Source organism: Saccharopolyspora oryzae (assembly GCF_027853915.1).
Classification (GTDB): domain Bacteria; phylum Actinomycetota; class Actinomycetes; order Mycobacteriales; family Pseudonocardiaceae; genus Saccharopolyspora; species Saccharopolyspora oryzae.
On record NZ_JAQGLA010000012.1, the window covers coordinates 92,204 to 108,109 of the forward strand.

Consider the following 15,906-nt stretch of genomic DNA (forward strand, 5'->3'; position numbering starts at 1 on the left):
CCGGAAAACGACAGGATGCGGGGGCCCGGTCCAGGACCGGGCCCCCGCATCGGGCTCGTGGAGGTCCCGCTACAGCCCGCAGGAACCGCGGTCGAGGCGGAAGAACCTGGCGTTGACCCAGCGGCACAGCCAGATCCCGACCATGACGCCCGCGATCGTGACCAGCGCGGGCAGGTATCCGCTGGCGACCTGGATGATCGGGATCGCCGGGCAGCCACCCGAGATCGCCCAGCCGGTGCCGAACAGCACCGCCCCGGGGATCACGCCACCGTGGATGCGCCCCGGCGTGCGGCGGACACCCACCACGGCGAAGACCACCACGATGATCGCCACGGCCCCGGCGAAGGCGTACAGCATGCGCGGGTCCTGGAAGGTGAACATGCGGTTCAGCTCGGCGTAGTCGCCGAATCCGATGTTGGTGACGACGTAACCGAGGGCCAACCCGGTGATGATGTTGGCGACGAGCACTGCGCCCCTAGTGCGCATCAGATCACCTTCCACAGCAGGAACGACACGGCAACGGCGGTGCCGAAGAAGACAGCGGTCGCGACGAGGCTGACCGGGCGCAGCCGGCCGCAGCCGCTGAGCCCGTGCCCGGAGCTGCAGCCTCCGGCCAGGCGAGTGCCGAAGCCGACGAGGATGCCTCCGACGAACAGCACGCCGACCATGACGTACGGATCGTTGGTGACGAGCTGGCGGAAACCTGCGCCCATGTCGTAGCGGACCTGGAACCGGCCCGCGTTGACCGCCGCGACGTATCCGCCGATGAAGATCGACAGGAGCAGGGCGGCCTGGGTGACCAGCGGTGCCGAGCGCACGCGCGTGGTCGTGCCCGTCTCGTCCGCCGTCGGCTCGACGGCCGCGGCGTGCGGCTGCGTGTCGCCGAGCATCGCATCCGGCCGAGCGGGTGCTCCGGGGCTGGTTCCGAACTCCGCGGCGGTCGCCGCGGCGAAAGCCTCCTCGAGTGCGCGGTCGTCGGCGAACTGCGCTTCCTGCCGTTCGATGCGGCGTTCTGCGCGCCAGTGCAGGACGCGATCCCACGCCGAGGACACCCCGAAGGACCGATCCGTGATCAGCGTGTAGTTGATGGTGACCAGGGCGAGCCCGATCGCGCCGGCCCACCAGGGCCAATAGGTGCTCATGAGGGGCCTCTCATCCATTCGGCAATTCGGGTCCACCAGCGGCGTTTCGAGCCCTGCGGTCGCCTCGGGGGTGTTCCCCGGTCCCGGGCTGGTGGAGTGTTCGGGGTTGGTGGGGTTCTCGGGACTTGCGGGGCCGGCGCGGGTTCGCGCGGCTGAGCCGGCGTGTCGCGAGGCCTGGCCGGTTCCGGTTTCGGGGCGGGTTCGAACCACGCCGCAGTTCCGTTCGCCCCTGAGATGAGAGGCGACGGCGGTGTTGGTTCGGCAGCCGCGGACCGTTCGGCGGCCTTCCGGATGTGCCCGACGTCGGCGCCGTTCGGCAGCAGGGAGATCGGCACGAGCTGGCCTCTGGACGCCAACTTGTGCCGCGCGCATTCGCGCCAGCGCTCATCGCTGTCGCAGTAGGACTCGCGCCAGCCGCGCAAGCTTGCTTTCAACAGCGGGAAGAGGGGGCATGTCCGGGCGTGGGAGCAGCCCATATCGCTCCGATCTGACCGGCGCACACCGCCAGGACGGGGAGGCGGCGCGGCGCGGTCTTGTCGTCTTTGTTCGTTGCAGTACCCGATCAGTGACCGCATAGCGTCGCGTTGTGCGAACACACCGTGACGCCATCCTCCCTCCGCGCGTTAATCCCGCAGGTGGGCCAGTTCGTTACTCCCGTAACGCCGCCCGAAAAAAGGTGAATTTTAATCAGAAAAATATCGTGACCAGCGGAGTTCTCGGGACCCTGCGGAAAGCAATCAAAATGCCGACCGATTTTAGTTATCCAACCTTGATGAGAGCGTTCTCGAATCGATGTCGAGAAATGGGGTTTTGGTCCTATTTCGCAGCGCTTGGTTGTGCCGCTGGTCTCCGCCTCGGTGGGCATATTTGCTGGTCAGATGGTGTTCCGCTGGCGAAGTGGTCGGTTGCTGGCATGGCGGGGGCAATGCGCGATGCCGGGCTTGAACGGTCATCCGTAACGCCTCATCCGGCAGTCCGATAGACCTGGTGGATCTCACGCGTGATGTTGCAGAAAGTAACGCCGCAGGTTCCTCAGTGTGGCCACGCGGGTGGTCGTTTTCATCGAAGCAAGGGAGTTTCAATGGCCAGCCACGATGACACGGCCTTGGCCTACCTCTACGAACGGTTTTCCTTCGCGAGAAATATGATGACCAGCCCGGAGTGCAGTCGTGAAAGTCGTCGAGACTGGGCGATGCGCGCAGAAGAGCTGCGGCAATGCCTTCGACGGCTGGAATCGTGGCGTTCGGAGAAAGTCGGCACTCGTTACGAGAACGACGACGTAACCGCCTCCGAGATCTTGCCGCCCCGGGAATCCGCGAATGCGTAGAACCCCGGGAACCTTCGAGGCACGACGACCCGGGACGTGTGCATGAACCAGGGGGATCGCCAGCAGCTCGGCCGCCGAGGCGTTGGCGGACATGCAGCCGGAGGCCCGGCGCAAAGGCGGGGGGCGATCTAGAACTGGATCAGCCCCCGCTGCGTCTACCAGCGGTTTTGCGCCCCCGGCAGGATTCGAACCTGCGACACCCGCTTTAGGAGAGCGGTGCTCTATCCCCTGAGCTACGAGGGCCTGACTGGAGCGTACCTGGAGCGGCTTCGGGGCCGACACGTGGTGGGGTTGTCGATCGCACCTGCGGGCCGGGGGCCGTCGCGTATCGTCAGGTGATCGTTACCGTTCGACGCCTCTGGGGTGGGGTATGGGCAACGTGAACCACGGGTCGGTCGACAACCTGGTGCAGGCCGGCACGATCCACGGGGACGTGCACATGCACGCCAAAGGACCAGCCGAGCATCGTGATCAATGGCTTGCCGCGCCGGTCCACTTCGTCGATCGGGAAGATCCGGTGGCTGTTCTGGACAGCTTGCTCGACCAGCCGCGGCCTGGTCGGGCCGGGTGCGCAGTGATCAGCGGCGTTCACGGTGTCGGGAAGAGCGCGTTGGGGGCGCACTGGTCGCACCGGAAGATCGACGTGTTCGACGGGCAGGTGGCGTTCGACTTCGAGCTCGGGCGGTGGGGGTTGGACGATGCCGCCGACCACTGCTTGCGTTCGCTGGGCGTCGAGGGCGAAGTGATTCCGCGCGCCACGAGCGGCAAGTTGGCGCTGCTGCGGAGCCGGACCCGGCAGCAGAAGGTGCTGTTCTTCTTCGACAACGTGGCCGAGCTGGACGACGTCGTGAAGCTGCTGCCCGCGTCGGAGGAGAGCTTCGTGCTGTGCACGAGCCACCAGGACGGGGCTGAACTCGTCGCGGACGGCGTTGAGCCGATTCGGCTGGAGCCGCTCAAACGGGAGCACGCGCTCGATTACCTGCGGCGGAACAACTTGCGGGAACGCGTCGACGCCGAGCCCGACGCGGCGGCGGAACTGGTGGAGCAGTGCGGTGGTTTGCCCATCGCGCTGCACGTGATGGTTGGCCTGCTGAATCGGCGGACCTCCTGGCGCATTGCGCGCGCGGTCCAGGAGCTGTCCGAGCAGACCCGACGGCGCAAGCACTTCCGGGAGGCGTTCTCCGAGCTGGACCTCCTGGTCTCGCAGCTCTCGCGCGCCGAAGCCGGGCTGTACGCGCTGCTGGGGCGTTGGCGCGGGTTCGCACTGCCGGTGGGGGCGGTGGCGGCGTTAGCCGCTCTCAACGAGATCGACGCCGAAACCCATCTCGCCGAGCTGCACAGGATTTGTCTGGTGGAAGAGAACGATCAGGAGCAGTTCCTGCTCCACGCCCTGGTGGGCCAGCACGCCGTGGAGACCCTCGAGGTGGACGGCGGCCAGTCCGACGACGCCGTCGAGCGCCTCTTCGCCTGGTACCGGCGGCAGGGCGGCTACGCGGATCGGGCGGTGACGCCGCCCAACCGGCTCCGCGTCGTCGAGGAAGGCCTGGACGGGGAGAACCCGTTCACCGCGGAGACCGGGCTGGAGTGGCTGCGGAGCGAGCGCATCAACCTGCTCGGCATCGTCCGGTTGGCGGCCGAGAGCGCGCGCCACGTCGACGTGATCGCGCTCTGCGACGGACCGCTGTGGGCGCTGCACAACCAGGACAAGCACTACTCGGACACGCTCGCGGCCTTGGGGCTGGCGGTCACGTCGGCGACGGAGCTGGGCGATCTGGTCGCCGAAGCGCGGATGCGGAGCCTGCGCGGCCAGCTGCTGGTGGAGTGCGAAGAGCTGGACGAGGCGGATGCGGAGTGCGCGCAAGCTGTTTCGGCAGCTGAACGTGCTGGACATCGGCGCATCTTGGCTTCTGCGCTGGAGTTCCAGGGCAAGGTCCTGCACGCCCGCGAGGAATTCGCCACAGCCGTAGCGAACTTCGAGCGCGCGCGTGAGCTCAACGAGCAGCTGGGACGGCAGCGTGGCATGGCGCTGCAGGAGTACCTGATCGGCAAGTCTCTCTGCGGGCTCGAGCGCTACGACGAAGCTCTGCAGGTGCTGGCGACGGCTTTGGACCGGACCGCCGAATTCCCCGAGGACAAGCGAACTCCCGCCCGGATCCGCGTCGCCGCCGCCCGCGCGCACCAGGCCCTCGGCCAGCACAAACAGGCGATTTCCCTGCTGCAAGAGGCGATTTCGGCGATCCGGGAGCGCGGAGCGTCCTTCGACCTCGCCGAGCCGCTGGAGCTGCTGGCCGACTCGCTCAACGCGACCGGACGCCCCGGAGCGCGGGAACTCCTCGCCGAAGCACTGGCGATCTACACGGATGCGCAGAGCCCTCGGGCTGAGAGGGTTCGGGCGAAGCTCAGCGCGGGGTGAACAGGTCGACGGGTTCCGGTCGGGCCGGCCAGGCCGGTTCGGGGAGTTCCAGGCGGCGGTAGATCAGTTCGCGCAGGTGCTGGACGAGTTCTTCCCGGAAGGACATCTCGGCGAGCTGCTGGTGGTCCGGGACCGGGGTGGCCGCGGTGAGCTGGGGGAGCAGGTCCGCGGTCGGGTCGAGGCGCTTCGCGCGCTGACCGAGCAGCTCCACCGGGGAGCCCGGTACCACCTCGCGGTCGCCGAATGCCGCCAGCAGCAGCGGTTTTCCGAGGCACGCCGCGTACAGCGCGAGGGATCCGTGGTCGGTCACCACCACGTCCGCGGCGATGAGCGCGGCCTGCCACTTGCGGATCCGGGGCACCAGGACCAGGTCGTTGCGGAGCGCGGTGCGGAGCCAGGTCTCGAGCTGGAGCTGCTCGTACTTGGTCCAGACGTTGGGGTGCAGCACGAGCGCCGTCCGGTGATCCGGCGGCAGTTCTGCGGTCAGCAGTTTCGCCAGGTCCCCGCATTCGCCGAACGCGGACTGAGGTCCCCACGTCGAGGCGACGACCACGAGCTCGCGGTCGCCGACCCCGAGGGCGCTGCGGTACTGCTCCCGCATCGGGAGGCTGGCGCGCAGGCGGGCGTAGCAGGGGTCGCCGATGACTTCGGCGCGCGGCACCGCTTCCGGGCACTGCCGCCGGAGCTGGGGGAGTTGGTTCTCGTGCGATAGCCCGATGACCGCCGGGACCACGCGGCCCTCGTGCACGAGCTGCGTTCGGGAGAGGCCCGAAACCTCTTCTGCAACACCGGTTTCGGTGGCGCGGAGCTTGTTGTGGCCGGCGCCGTGCGGGAGCGTCAGGACCGGCACTTCGAGTTCGTGCAGCGGGCCGTTGCCGCTGGGGGAGATGGCGAGGTCGAAGTCCTTGCCGACGTCCTCCCAGGCCACGACCTGGGCGCCGGAGCGGTGCAGCTGCTCGGTCAGGTTGGTCGCGAACTCAGATCCCGCCGCGACAGTGAACCGCGTTTCCACCCGCATGTCGTCGGCCAGCAGCGGCAGCACGTCGAGCAGGCGGTCCAGGGCGGTCAGGGTGCGGACGACGCCGAGCACCCGCCGCTCGATCGGGGCGGAGTCCCACCGGCCGGCCCGATTCATGGCTCCCGGCTCCCGGCTCCCGGCTCCCGGCTCCCGGCTCCCGGCTCCCGGCTCCCGGCTCCCGGCTCCCGGCGTTGATCTTACCTGGTGGGGAGGGGTGCGTCGACGTCCGGAAGTGTTCTCGCGCGGTGCGCATGACGGTCGATCCTAGTACTGCGGCGGGTGCTGCTGATCGCGTGAGCGGCGATGGCCGCAAGAGCCACCGACGCCGCTCACGAGGCAGTGCTCGAGGGGTCGGACGCCGGGCGCGTGTCGATCTCCACGCGGTTGCGGCCCGCTCGTTTCGCCCGGTACAGAGCGATGTCCGCGGCCGCGAACAGGCTGTCCAGGCTCGCCGGGCCCGCCGCGACGCCGATGCTCACCGTCGGCGCCTTGGTGATCCGGCCGAGCACCAGCCTCCAGTCGTGGTTGTGCACCGCTGCGCGGATGCGCTCGGCGACCACCGGCCCGGCTTCGCGGGATTCCTCGCTGGAGCCGATCACCAGCACCACGAACTCGTCCCCGGCCCAGCGGCAGATCAGGTCGTCGGCGCGGCATTCCCGGCGCAGCAGGTGTGCAACCTCTTGCAGCACGACGTCGCCTGCGGTGTGCCCGGCGAGGTCGTTGACGTCTTTGAACCAGTCGACGTCCAGCAGCACCAGCCACGGCACCCGCCCGTCCGCGGCAGTGGCGTCCAGCAGCGCGGGCGCGCGCCGCTCCAGTCCCAGGCGGTTGGCGAGGCCGGTCAGCGGGTCGCGCAGCGCGGCCTCCTGCGCTGCTGCGGCCATGCGCTGCGCCTGCACCGCGACGCGGCGCTGCTCGAGGGCTTGCCCGAGGCCTGCCTGCAGGACGCGGATCGCCGTGTTGCTCGCGGAGACCGTTCGCTGCAGCGCGGCGGCTTCGCCGACCGGGTCGCCGAGCTCTTCGCAGATCGACGCGAGGTCGAGGGAGAACTGCCTGATCAGGTTGGTGTACCGGATCTGCTCCGCCCTCTCGAGCGCCCGGCTGGCCAGCGTGCGCGCCTCTTCCAGCCGGTTCTGCTCGCGGCGCACCGTGGAGAGCGTCCAATTGGCCAACGATCCGCTGAACCAGTCGTCGGCGGCCGCGCCGAGCTCGAGCGCTTCCTGGGCGATCCGCTCCGCGGCCTCCAGCTCGCCGACCCCGGCCAGCGCCCGTCCGAGAACGGCCGATGCCGAGCGCTTCACCAGCCCCGGTCGCGCGATCGACCGCGCCTCGCTGCAGAGATCGCGGGCCCGTGCGAAGTGCACTGCGGCGCGCTCCGGCGTGCAGTTCACGGCGCGGAACACCCGCGAGTGCCCCTCGCGGTTCAGGCAGTGGGCCAACGCCGCGCTGTCGTCGCTGCCCCGGGCGATCTGCACGGCCAGGGTCATCATGTCCATCGCGTTGCCGCGCTGGTCGATGGTCTCCAGCAGGTAGCCGAGGATGCTGAGGGTGTGCGCGGTGCCCGGACCTGACGGGTGGTTCGTGTCGAGCGCGGTCCAGCCCTCGGCGAGCAGCTCCAGCGCGAGCGGGATGCGCCCCAGCCGCCACGCCAGGTGCGCGCGCGAGACCAGCACGGCCGCCCGGTCCCACTGCTCGTCGACCCGGTTGGCGCCGACCGCGATCAGCTCGTCGAAGGCCGCGTCGGCTTCGGCGAAGCGGCCAGCGTCCAGCAAGGACCGCGCCTGGCGGTCCTGGGCCGGGATGTAGCCGACCATCAGTGGGTCATCGTGCTGCACCGCTTCCTCGCAAAGGAGCGCACCGTCCTGGATTCGCGTGCCGGTGCCGTCGTGCCGGATTACACGTTACCGGCTGCGCCCGTGCCCGTACTTCTCGTAGTGGACGACCTGCTCCAGCGGGAGCCGCTGCCGCCACCCGTGTCGCTCCAGATCGGGCACGTCGGCGAGGGAACGCACCGGACCCACGCACAACCACGCGACCGGGCGCACACCGGTCGGAATACCCAGCAACCTGCGCAGGAACTCCTCGCGGTAGAAGCTGACCCAGCCGACGCCCAGGCCCTCGGCGGTGGCGGCCAGCCACAGGTTCTGGATGGCCAGGCACACCGAGTACAGGCCGGCGTCGGCGATCGCGTGGCGGCCGAGCACCTGGGGCGCGCCGCGGTCGGGGTCGTAGGTGACCGCGATGCCCAGCGAGGACTCCGCGATGCCCTCGACCTTGATCTTGGAGAACGTTCCGGCGCGCTCCTCGTCGAGCTGCGAGGCGAACACGCTGCGCTCGGCGAGCACGTGCTCGCGGAAGGCGCGGCGGGTGGACTGGTCGCGGACCAGCACGAAGTCCCAGGGCTGGGACAGCCCGACGCTGGGTGCGCTGTGCGCGGCGGTGAGCACGCGGCGCAGGACCGGCTCGGGGATCTCGGCGCCGGTGAACTCGCGGCGCACGTCGCGGCGGCGGTTGATGACCTCGTAGAGGTCGGCGGCGGGGACGGTGTCGGTCAACTGGGGGCTTCCGGTGATCGTCATCGCGATCATGGTGCACGGCGGGTCGCCGCGAGCGGACGGGGGTGGCGGCATCGGGCCGAACCGCCACCCCCGGTCGGACTACTTGCGGCCGCTCGGATAGGGGAGCAGCGCCATCTCGCGGGCGTTCTTGATCGCCTTGGCGACCTCCCGCTGCTCCTGCACGGTCAAGCCGGTGACCCGGCGGGAGCGGATCTTGCCCCGGTCGGACACGAACTTGCGCAGCAGCGCGGTGTCCTTCCAGTCGACCTCGACGACCCCTTCGCGCTGGAGCAGGTTGGGCTTGCGGCGGACATTGCGGCGGTCTGGTTGGGGCACGGCTCACCAGCTCGACTTCGTCACGCCGGGCAGTTCACCGGAGTGCGCGAGCTCGCGCAGGCGCACCCGGGACACCCCGAACTTGCGGAAGTAGCCGCGGGGCCGCCCGTCGACGGCGTCCCGGTTCCGCACCCGGACCGGACTCGCGTTCCGCGGCTGCCGCTGCAGCTCCTGCTGGGCCGCGCTGCGCTCCTCGGGGCTGCTGCCCGGCGCGGCGATGATCTTCTTCAGCTCGGCCCGCCGCTCGGCGAACCGCGCCACGACCGCCCGCCGCTGCTCGTTGCGGGCGATCTTCGACTTCTTGGCCACTGGCCCTCCCTCTCGTGTTCTGCCTGGTAGGTGGTCGTGAGTACTTCGGGGCGCTATGGCACCCCAAAGTGCTCACGAGCCCGCTACCGCTCTTCGCGGAACTCCACGTGCTTGCGCGCGACCGGGTCGAACTTGCGCAGGACCATCCGGTCCGGGTCGTTGCGGCGGTTCTTGGTCGTCACGTAGGTGAAACCGGTGCCCGCGGTGGACCGCAGCTTGATCACCGGGCGGGTGTCGGTGCTCTTGGCCATCAGAATCGTTCTCCTCGGGCGCGCATCTCGGCGACGACCGCTTCGATGCCGCGCTTCTCGATCGTCTTCATCCCCTTGGTCGACACCCGCAACCGGATCCAGCGGCCCTCGGTGGGCAGCCAGTAGCGCTTGCGCTGGACGTTGGGCAGCCAGCGCCGGCGGGTGCGGTGGTGGGAGTGGGAGACCTGGTTGCCGTAACCGGGGCGCATCCCGGTCACCTGGCAGCGGACGGACATGACCTTCCTCTCGATAATGACATCCGTTTTCATTATGGCTCGGACGAGGGTACCGTGTGGTCGACGTAGATGAAAACCGTTGTCGATTGAGGTGGGGATGGAAACCCAGTCCGACCGCCGGACACCGCTGATCGCGGTCGCCGGGATCCGCGCGGACCAGGTCGCGTCGACCGCCGAGGCGGTGCGCCGCGACGAGCCGGCCGGCACCGCGCTCGTGCACCACGACCTGCGCGAAGTCGCCCAAGGCGTGGTCCGGCGCCTGATCCGCCACGGAGGTTCCGAGCAGGTCGAGGTGCTGGAGCTGGCGCACGGCTGCGTGTCCTGCACCTTGCGGGAAGACCTGCTGCCGCTGCTGCGCAGGCTCACCGCCGCACCGGACGTGAGCAGGATCGTCGTGCAGCTCGACTCGGCCCTCGAACCGGACATGATCTGCTGGGCGCTCCAGCACGTCGAGGTGGACGGTCGCCCGCTGATCACCGACGTCCGCGTCGAAGCAGTGATCACCGCGGTCGACGCGGTGACCTGGCTGGCCGATGCGACCGGCGAGGACGAGCTGGTCGAGCGCGGTATCGGCGGCAGTCCCGACGACGAGCGCACGGTGGCCCAGGTCGCGGTCGGCCAGGTCGAGTTCGCCGACGCCGTCGTGATGCTCGGCGAAGCCGACGACCGCTGGACCCAGGTGCGCACCGAAGCCGTGATCGCCCGGCTCACCCCGACGGCTCCGGTCACGCAAATTCAATGGAAATCGGACGTCCGATTTCCATTGAATTTGCGCGAGGACCTGGACGTCACCGCGCTGCTGGGGTGGATCCCGGCTGGCGCGCGGCGAGGTGAGATCGACGGGCCGCACGGGCAGTTGCTGCGCGGCCAACCGTCGCTGGAGACCGATGCCGGGGTGTCGACGGTGCTGTTCGAGGAGCGCAGGCCGTTCCACCCGGAGCGCCTGCACGAGGCGATCGACGTGCTGCTCGACGGTGTCGTGCGCACCCGCGGCCGGGTCTGGGTGGCCAGCCAGCCGGACGTGGCGCTGTGGATCGAGTCCGCCGGCGGCGGGCTCGGCATCGCGCACGGCGGTCCGTGGCTGGCCTCGCTGGAATCCGCGCAGTGGGCCGAGGTTTCCGCCGAGCGTCAGGTCAGGGCCTCGCTGAACTGGGACGACTACTACGGCGACCGGATGCAGGAGCTGGTCGTGATCGCCCACGAAGCCAACCCGCAGGACATCGCCCACGCCCTCCGCCACGCCCTGCTGACCGACGACGAGCTGGCTGCGGGCGAGCAGGCCTGGGCGGCCTACGCCGACCCGTTCGGCGAGTGGCACACCGACCCGTGCGGCGACGACCCGGCGGAGCGCTCCGCCGCCGCCGCCGGCGACCGGCACAACCGGGCGGGGGGGGGGGGCGCCCACGACCCCCGAACCACGAGGAGACATGGTGAAACCCGGAATCCACCCCGAGTACCGGCCGGTCGTGTTCCAGGACCGAGCCACCGGTCAGAGCTTCCTGACCCGGTCCACCGCGACGTCCGACACGCGCATCGACTGGGAGGACGGCAACTCCTACCCGCTGATCGTGATCGACGTGACCGCGTACTCCCACCCGTTCTGGACCGGCGACCAACGAGTTCTCGACACCCAGGGCCGAGTCGAGAAGTTCCGCCGCCGCTACGGCGGCCGGACCCGCTGACTCAAGAGCCTTTCTGAAGCCCTCGTTTTGCGTGGCGGTGCGGGTGGCGGAACCTCAGCGCCCGCCTGGACTCCGGGTGCCAACCCTTATGTATGCCAAATACACGGCGGGTTGGCCGTCCTCGCCAGGCGAACGCTGAGAACCCGCGGCGGTGCCAGCGCCGGGGTGGGCTATGCGCCTGCGGCGCATCAAAGACAGGAATTGTGGAAGGAGCGAGGAATGGCAGTTCCGAAGCGGAAGATGTCGCGGAGCAACACGCGGCACCGCAGGTCGCAGTGGAAGGCGGCGGCGCCGGATCTGGTGCCCATCGTGGTCGACGGCAAGCGCCGGCTGGTGCCGCGCGCGCTCATCCGGCACTTCCACCAGGGGTGACCCGCCCGGCCCGTTCCGATCACCGCGGGTGATCGGAACGGGCCGGGGATGAGATGGTCATCACGGCGTTTCGCGTCGTCAGGTGAGGCTCTCAGCTCGTTCTCAGGGCCAGGGGTAAGACTGTCCCCATGCGCATCCTCGTCGTCGATGACGATCGTGCCGTGCGCGAGTCCCTCCGCCGGTCCTTGCAGTTCAACGGGTACCAGGTGGAGCTCGCCGCGGACGGTCAGCAGGCCCTGGACCAGTTGGCCGCCAGCCGGCCCGACGCCATGGTGCTCGACGTGATGATGCCCCGGCTCGACGGGCTGGAGGTCGCCCGGCGCCTCCGCAGCACCGGCGATGACCTGCCGATACTCGTGCTCACGGCCCGGGATGCGGTCTCCGACCGGGTCGCCGGGCTCGACGCGGGCGCCGACGACTACCTGCCCAAGCCCTTCGCGCTCGAGGAGCTGCTCGCCCGGCTCCGCGCGCTGCTGCGCCGCGCCAGCCCGCCGGAAGCCGGCCTCGACGACCACCCGGCGGCGCTGCGCTTCGCCGACCTGGAGCTGGACCCCGGCACCCGCGAGGTCCGCCGCGGCGAGCGCCCGATCAGCCTCACCCGCACCGAGTTCGCCCTGCTCGAGCTGCTGATGGCGCACCCCAAGCAGGTGCTGACCCGCAGCCGCCTGCTGGAGGACGTGTGGGGCTACGACTTCCCGACCTCGGGCAACGCCCTCGAGGTCTACATCGGATACCTGCGCCGCAAGACCGAGGCCGAGGGCGAGCCCCGGCTGATCCACACGGTCCGCGGCGTCGGCTACGTCCTCCGAGAGACACCGCCGTGACCGTTCCCGCCCCACCCCCGCCGGACCTCGGCCCGCACCAGCCCAGGGGCCGCTTCCAGCGCGTTTCGCTGCGCAACCGGGTCACCTGGCTGGCCGCGATGTGCGTGGCGGGAGCGGTCGCACTGGTGTCGGTCGCGGCGTTCGTGACCGTGCGCGACAGCCTCTACCAGCAGCTGGACCAGAGCCTGACCGAACGCGCGGTGGAATCCGCCGAGGGGCCGCTGGTGCGCACCGCGGACCTGCAGCAGGTGCCGGTGGCCTTCTTCACCGCGACGAACTTCAAGATCAGCGTGCTGGGGTCGGACGGCTCCGAGATCGGCCCGAAGGACCAGCGCCCGCCGCTGAGCTTCGCGGAACTCGCGGTCGCGCGCGGCGAAGCGCCGCAGTCCCTGCGCACCGACCAGCGCACCAACAGCCGCGTGGTCGCCGTGCCGACCGGGCAGAACGCCGCGCTGGTGATGTCCACGTCGCTGGACCCCACCCAGCGCACGCTCGCCCAGCTCAGCGTGGTCCTGGTCGTGATGGGCGGCGCCGGGATCCTGCTCGCCGCGGCGGCCGGAACAGCGGTGGCGCGCGCCGGGTTGCGCCCGGTGCAGCGGCTGACCGCCGCGACCGAGCGCGTGGCGCTGACCGGTGACCTGCGCCCGATCCCGGTCGACGGCGACGACGAGCTCTCCCGCCTGACGACCAGCTTCAACGGCATGCTCAGCGCGCTTGCCGAGTCGCAGGAGCGGCAGCGCAGGCTGGTGGCCGACGCCGGGCACGAGCTGCGCACCCCGCTGACCTCGCTGCGCACCAACCTGGAACTGCTGATGGCCTCGGCACGGCCGGACGCGCCGAACCTCGCCGAGGAGGACCGGCAGGAGATGTTCGCCGACGTCCAGGCACAGGTGACCGAGCTGTCCGCGCTGGTCGGCGACCTGGTGGAGCTGGCGAGGGAGGACACCCCGCAGGCGGTGCACGAGCCGGTGGACCTGGTGGACGTGCTGGAGCGCGCGTTGAGCCGGGCCCGGCGGCGCGCGCCGCGCACCGAGTTCGACGTGCGGGTGCAGCCCTGGGTGATGATGGGCGATGCCACCGCGCTGGAGCGAGCGGTGCTGAACCTGCTGGACAACGCCGCGAAGTGGAGTCCGGACGAGGGCCGGGTGCGGGTGGACCTGCTGCCGGACCAGAACACCGGGCAGATCGTCCTGGAGGTCGCCGACAGCGGTCCCGGCATCGCGGAGGTGGATCGGCCGTACGTCTTCGAGCGCTTCTACCGCTCGTCGGACGCGCGGACCCTGCCGGGATCCGGGCTGGGCCTGTCGATCGTCAAGCAGGTCGCGGAGCGCCACGGCGGTTCGGTCTGGGCCGGTGAAGCGCCGGAGGGCGGTGCGCTGCTGCGCATGTCCCTGCCGGGGCGCACCCCGCAGACCGAACAGCAATGAACAGCAATCCCCCAGCAGAGGTAGACCCACGCCACACTTCTGTGTATCACCCGTTCAGGTAGTGTTGGTTCTTGTTCGGTCGTGATCTCAAAGGGGTGGGTGTGCTCGCACGGCAGCGCCAGGAAGTGATCCTCGACGAAGTGCGGCGCACCGGCGCGGTGCAGGTCGGTGACCTGGTGCTGCGGCTCGGCGTGTCGGACATGACGATCCGCCGGGACCTCGACGCGCTGGCCCGCCGCGGCCTGGTGGAGAAGGTCTACGGCGGCGCGACCTCGGTGATCGGCCGCAGCACCGACGAGCCCGGCTTCGAGGCCAAGTCGGTGCGCCAGCTCGCCGAGAAGGAAGCCATCGCCGCGCTCGCCGCCCAGCAGGTCCAGCCGGGCACGGCGATCGGGCTGTCCGCGGGCACCACGACCTGGACGATGGCCCGCCACCTCGACGACGTCGCGGACCTGACCGCGGTGACCAACTCGGTCCGCGTGGCCGATGCCCTGCAGAGACGCGGTCGCACCGACCGCACCGTGGTGCTCACCGGCGGGGTGCGGACCCCGTCGGACGCGCTGGTCGGACCGGTCGCGGTGCAGGCGCTGCGCTCGCTGCACCTGGACATGGTCTTCCTCGGCGTGCACGGCATGGCGCCCCGCGCGGGCTTCACGACGCCGAACCTCAACGAGGGCGAGACGAACCGCGCGCTGGCCGAGGCGGCCGGCCGGCTGGTGGTGGTCGCCGACAGCTCCAAGTGGTCGACCGTCGGGATCTCCACGATCGTCGACTTCGACGAAGTCGATCTGCTGATCAGCGACCAGGGCCTGCCCGCCGAAGCCAGGCAGCTGCTGGGCGAGCACCTGGACCTGGAGCTGGCGGATCCCGAAGGCGCCGAGGAGGAGTCCGTTCGGCGGGGCACTGTGGAGGGGCTTTGAAGCGCACGGTTGGCCGGCTGGCCGACGGCCGGGAGATCATCTACTTCGACACCGACCCGGCGCAGGTCAGGGAGGCCGTCGACACCCGCGAGCTGCCGCCGCAGGCCCCGGCCTCGGAGATGCGGCGGGATCCGCTGACCGGCGAGTGGGTGGCGATCGCCGCGCACCGGCAGTCGCGGATCTACAAGCCGCCGGCCGAGATGTGCCCGCTGTGCCCGAGCGCTCCGGGGCGGCCCAGCGAGATCCCGGAAGCGGACTACGACGTGGTGGTCTTCGAGAACCAGTTCCCGTCGTTCGCGCAGGGGATCCCCGGCGAGGAGTCCACTGTGGAGGGCATGCCGATGGTGCCGTCCGCGCCGGCGACCGGCCGCTGCGAGGTGGTCTGCTTCACCTCCGACCACAACTCCTCGTTCAGCGCGCTCAGTCCTTCGCAGGTGCGCGGTGTCGTGGACGTCTGGGCCGACCGGACCGCGGCGCTGGCCGAAACCCCCGGTGTGGAGCAGGTCTTCTGCTTCGAGAACCGCGGCGAGGAGATCGGCGTGACGCTGCACCACCCGCACGGCCAGATCTACGGGTACCCGTTCGTCACGCCGAAGACCGGCAAGATGCTGCGGGTCGCCGAGGAGTACATGGCGCAGCACGGTCGTCACGTGCAGGCCGACGTCCTGGCCGCGGAACGCGCTTCCAAGCGGCGGGTGGTCGTCGACTCCGAGCACTGGACGGCCTACGTCCCGGCGGCCGCGCGCTGGCCGGTCGAGGTGCACGTGGTGCCGCACCGGAAGGTGCCGGACATCGCGGCCCTCACCGACGCCGAGCGCGACGACTTCGCGACGACCTACCTGGACGTCCTGCGCCGCCTCGACGGCCTCTACGACGGTCCGCTGCCCTACATCGCCGCCTGGCACCAGGCCCCGGTTCGCGTGGGCCGGGACCTGTCCTGGCTGCACCTGGAGCTGTTCTCGGTGCGGCGCAGCGCGGACAAGCTGAAGTACCTGGCCGGTTCCGAATCCGGCATGGCGGTCTGGATCAACGACGTCACCCCCGAACAGATCGCCGACCGGCTCCGGGGGTGACGGCGCGGCCGGCGATTC

16 protein-coding genes, 1 tRNA gene and 1 pseudogene are annotated in these 15,906 nt (G+C 70.1%); 8 read left to right on the plus strand and 10 right to left on the minus strand.

Annotated elements, in window-relative coordinates; translation table 11 throughout:
• Window positions 1-69: 69 nt before the first annotated feature.
• The 3 genes from OU415_RS11155 to OU415_RS11165 all read right to left on the minus strand — a co-directional run bounded on the left by OU415_RS11155 (window position 70) and on the right by OU415_RS11165 (window position 2,712).
• Complete coding sequence (locus OU415_RS11155) at window positions 70-486, minus strand: YeeE/YedE thiosulfate transporter family protein (protein WP_270948572.1); 417 nt, start codon at window positions 484-486, stop codon at window positions 70-72.
• Complete coding sequence (locus OU415_RS11160; protein WP_270948573.1) at window positions 486-1,142, minus strand: YeeE/YedE thiosulfate transporter family protein; 657 nt, start codon at window positions 1,140-1,142, stop codon at window positions 486-488. The genes OU415_RS11155 and OU415_RS11160 overlap by 1 nt, the downstream gene beginning before the upstream one ends.
• Before the next feature lie 1,497 nt (window positions 1,143-2,639).
• Window positions 2,640-2,712: transfer RNA gene (locus tag OU415_RS11165), tRNA-Arg, on the minus strand.
• 127 nt (window positions 2,713-2,839) lie between these two features.
• Between OU415_RS11165 and OU415_RS11170 the strand changes: the two genes are divergently transcribed.
• Entirely contained in the window at window positions 2,840-4,882 is a 2,043-nt protein-coding gene (locus OU415_RS11170) for a tetratricopeptide repeat protein (protein WP_270948575.1), read from the plus strand.
• Here OU415_RS11170 and OU415_RS11175 read toward each other — a convergent pair.
• The 7 genes from OU415_RS11175 to rpmB form a co-directional block, all read right to left on the minus strand.
• Window positions 4,869-6,017, minus strand: a complete 1,149-nt coding sequence (locus OU415_RS11175) for a hypothetical protein (RefSeq protein WP_270948576.1) — start codon at window positions 6,015-6,017, stop codon at window positions 4,869-4,871. The genes OU415_RS11170 and OU415_RS11175 overlap by 14 nt on opposite strands.
• Window positions 6,018-6,229: 212 nt before the next feature.
• Window positions 6,230-7,735 carry a GGDEF domain-containing protein gene (locus tag OU415_RS11180; RefSeq protein ID WP_333777519.1) on the minus strand — a complete coding sequence of 502 codons (1,506 nt, stop codon included), beginning with the start codon at window positions 7,733-7,735 and terminating at the stop codon, window positions 6,230-6,232.
• 66 nt (window positions 7,736-7,801) lie between these two features.
• Window positions 7,802-8,479 (minus strand): 5,6-dimethylbenzimidazole synthase, encoded by a 678-nt coding sequence (gene bluB / locus OU415_RS11185; protein ID WP_270948577.1) that lies wholly within the window; start codon window positions 8,477-8,479, stop codon window positions 7,802-7,804.
• A gap of 78 nt (window positions 8,480-8,557) precedes the next feature.
• The gene (gene rpsR, locus OU415_RS11190; RefSeq protein ID WP_270948578.1) at window positions 8,558-8,794 is read right to left on the minus strand and encodes a 30S ribosomal protein S18; all 237 of its coding nucleotides are present in this window, start codon (window positions 8,792-8,794) and stop codon (window positions 8,558-8,560) included.
• 3 nt (window positions 8,795-8,797) lie between these two features.
• Window positions 8,798-9,103 (minus strand): 30S ribosomal protein S14, encoded by a 306-nt coding sequence (gene rpsN / locus OU415_RS11195; protein ID WP_270948579.1) that lies wholly within the window; start codon window positions 9,101-9,103, stop codon window positions 8,798-8,800.
• An 83-nt stretch (window positions 9,104-9,186) separates the two neighbouring features.
• Window positions 9,187-9,354 carry a 50S ribosomal protein L33 gene (gene rpmG / locus OU415_RS11200; RefSeq protein ID WP_270948580.1) on the minus strand — a complete coding sequence of 56 codons (168 nt, stop codon included), beginning with the start codon at window positions 9,352-9,354 and terminating at the stop codon, window positions 9,187-9,189.
• Window positions 9,354-9,590, minus strand: coding sequence for a 50S ribosomal protein L28 (gene rpmB, locus OU415_RS11205; RefSeq protein ID WP_270948581.1), 237 nt, complete (start codon window positions 9,588-9,590; stop codon window positions 9,354-9,356). The genes rpmG and rpmB overlap by 1 nt, the downstream gene beginning before the upstream one ends.
• 97 nt (window positions 9,591-9,687) lie before the next feature.
• Here rpmB and mrf point away from each other — a divergent pair.
• The 7 genes and pseudogenes from mrf to galT form a co-directional block, all read left to right on the plus strand.
• Window positions 9,688-10,917: pseudogene (gene mrf / locus OU415_RS11210) on the plus strand (ribosome hibernation factor-recruiting GTPase MRF); the annotation flags it as partial.
• A gap of 103 nt (window positions 10,918-11,020) precedes the next feature.
• Window positions 11,021-11,272, plus strand: a complete 252-nt coding sequence (locus OU415_RS11215) for a type B 50S ribosomal protein L31 (protein WP_270948644.1) — start codon at window positions 11,021-11,023, stop codon at window positions 11,270-11,272.
• Window positions 11,273-11,491: 219 nt separating this feature from the next.
• Window positions 11,492-11,644, plus strand: coding sequence for a 50S ribosomal protein L32 (gene rpmF, locus OU415_RS11220; RefSeq protein WP_270948582.1), 153 nt, complete (start codon window positions 11,492-11,494; stop codon window positions 11,642-11,644).
• 128 nt (window positions 11,645-11,772) lie between these two features.
• A complete protein-coding gene (locus tag OU415_RS11225; RefSeq protein WP_270948583.1) occupies window positions 11,773-12,468 on the plus strand; it encodes a response regulator transcription factor in 696 nt (231 codons plus the stop codon).
• Window positions 12,465-13,895: a HAMP domain-containing sensor histidine kinase gene (locus OU415_RS11230; RefSeq protein WP_270948584.1), complete on the plus strand. Its 1,431-nt coding sequence runs from the start codon at window positions 12,465-12,467 to the stop codon at window positions 13,893-13,895. Before OU415_RS11225 ends, OU415_RS11230 begins: the two co-directional genes overlap by 4 nt.
• A 101-nt stretch (window positions 13,896-13,996) precedes the next feature.
• Entirely contained in the window at window positions 13,997-14,815 is an 819-nt protein-coding gene (locus OU415_RS11235) for a DeoR/GlpR family DNA-binding transcription regulator (protein ID WP_270948585.1), read from the plus strand.
• Window positions 14,812-15,888, plus strand: a complete 1,077-nt coding sequence (galT, locus tag OU415_RS11240; RefSeq protein ID WP_270948586.1) for a galactose-1-phosphate uridylyltransferase — start codon at window positions 14,812-14,814, stop codon at window positions 15,886-15,888. Before OU415_RS11235 ends, galT begins: the two co-directional genes overlap by 4 nt.
• Window positions 15,889-15,906: the final 18 nt, after the last annotated feature.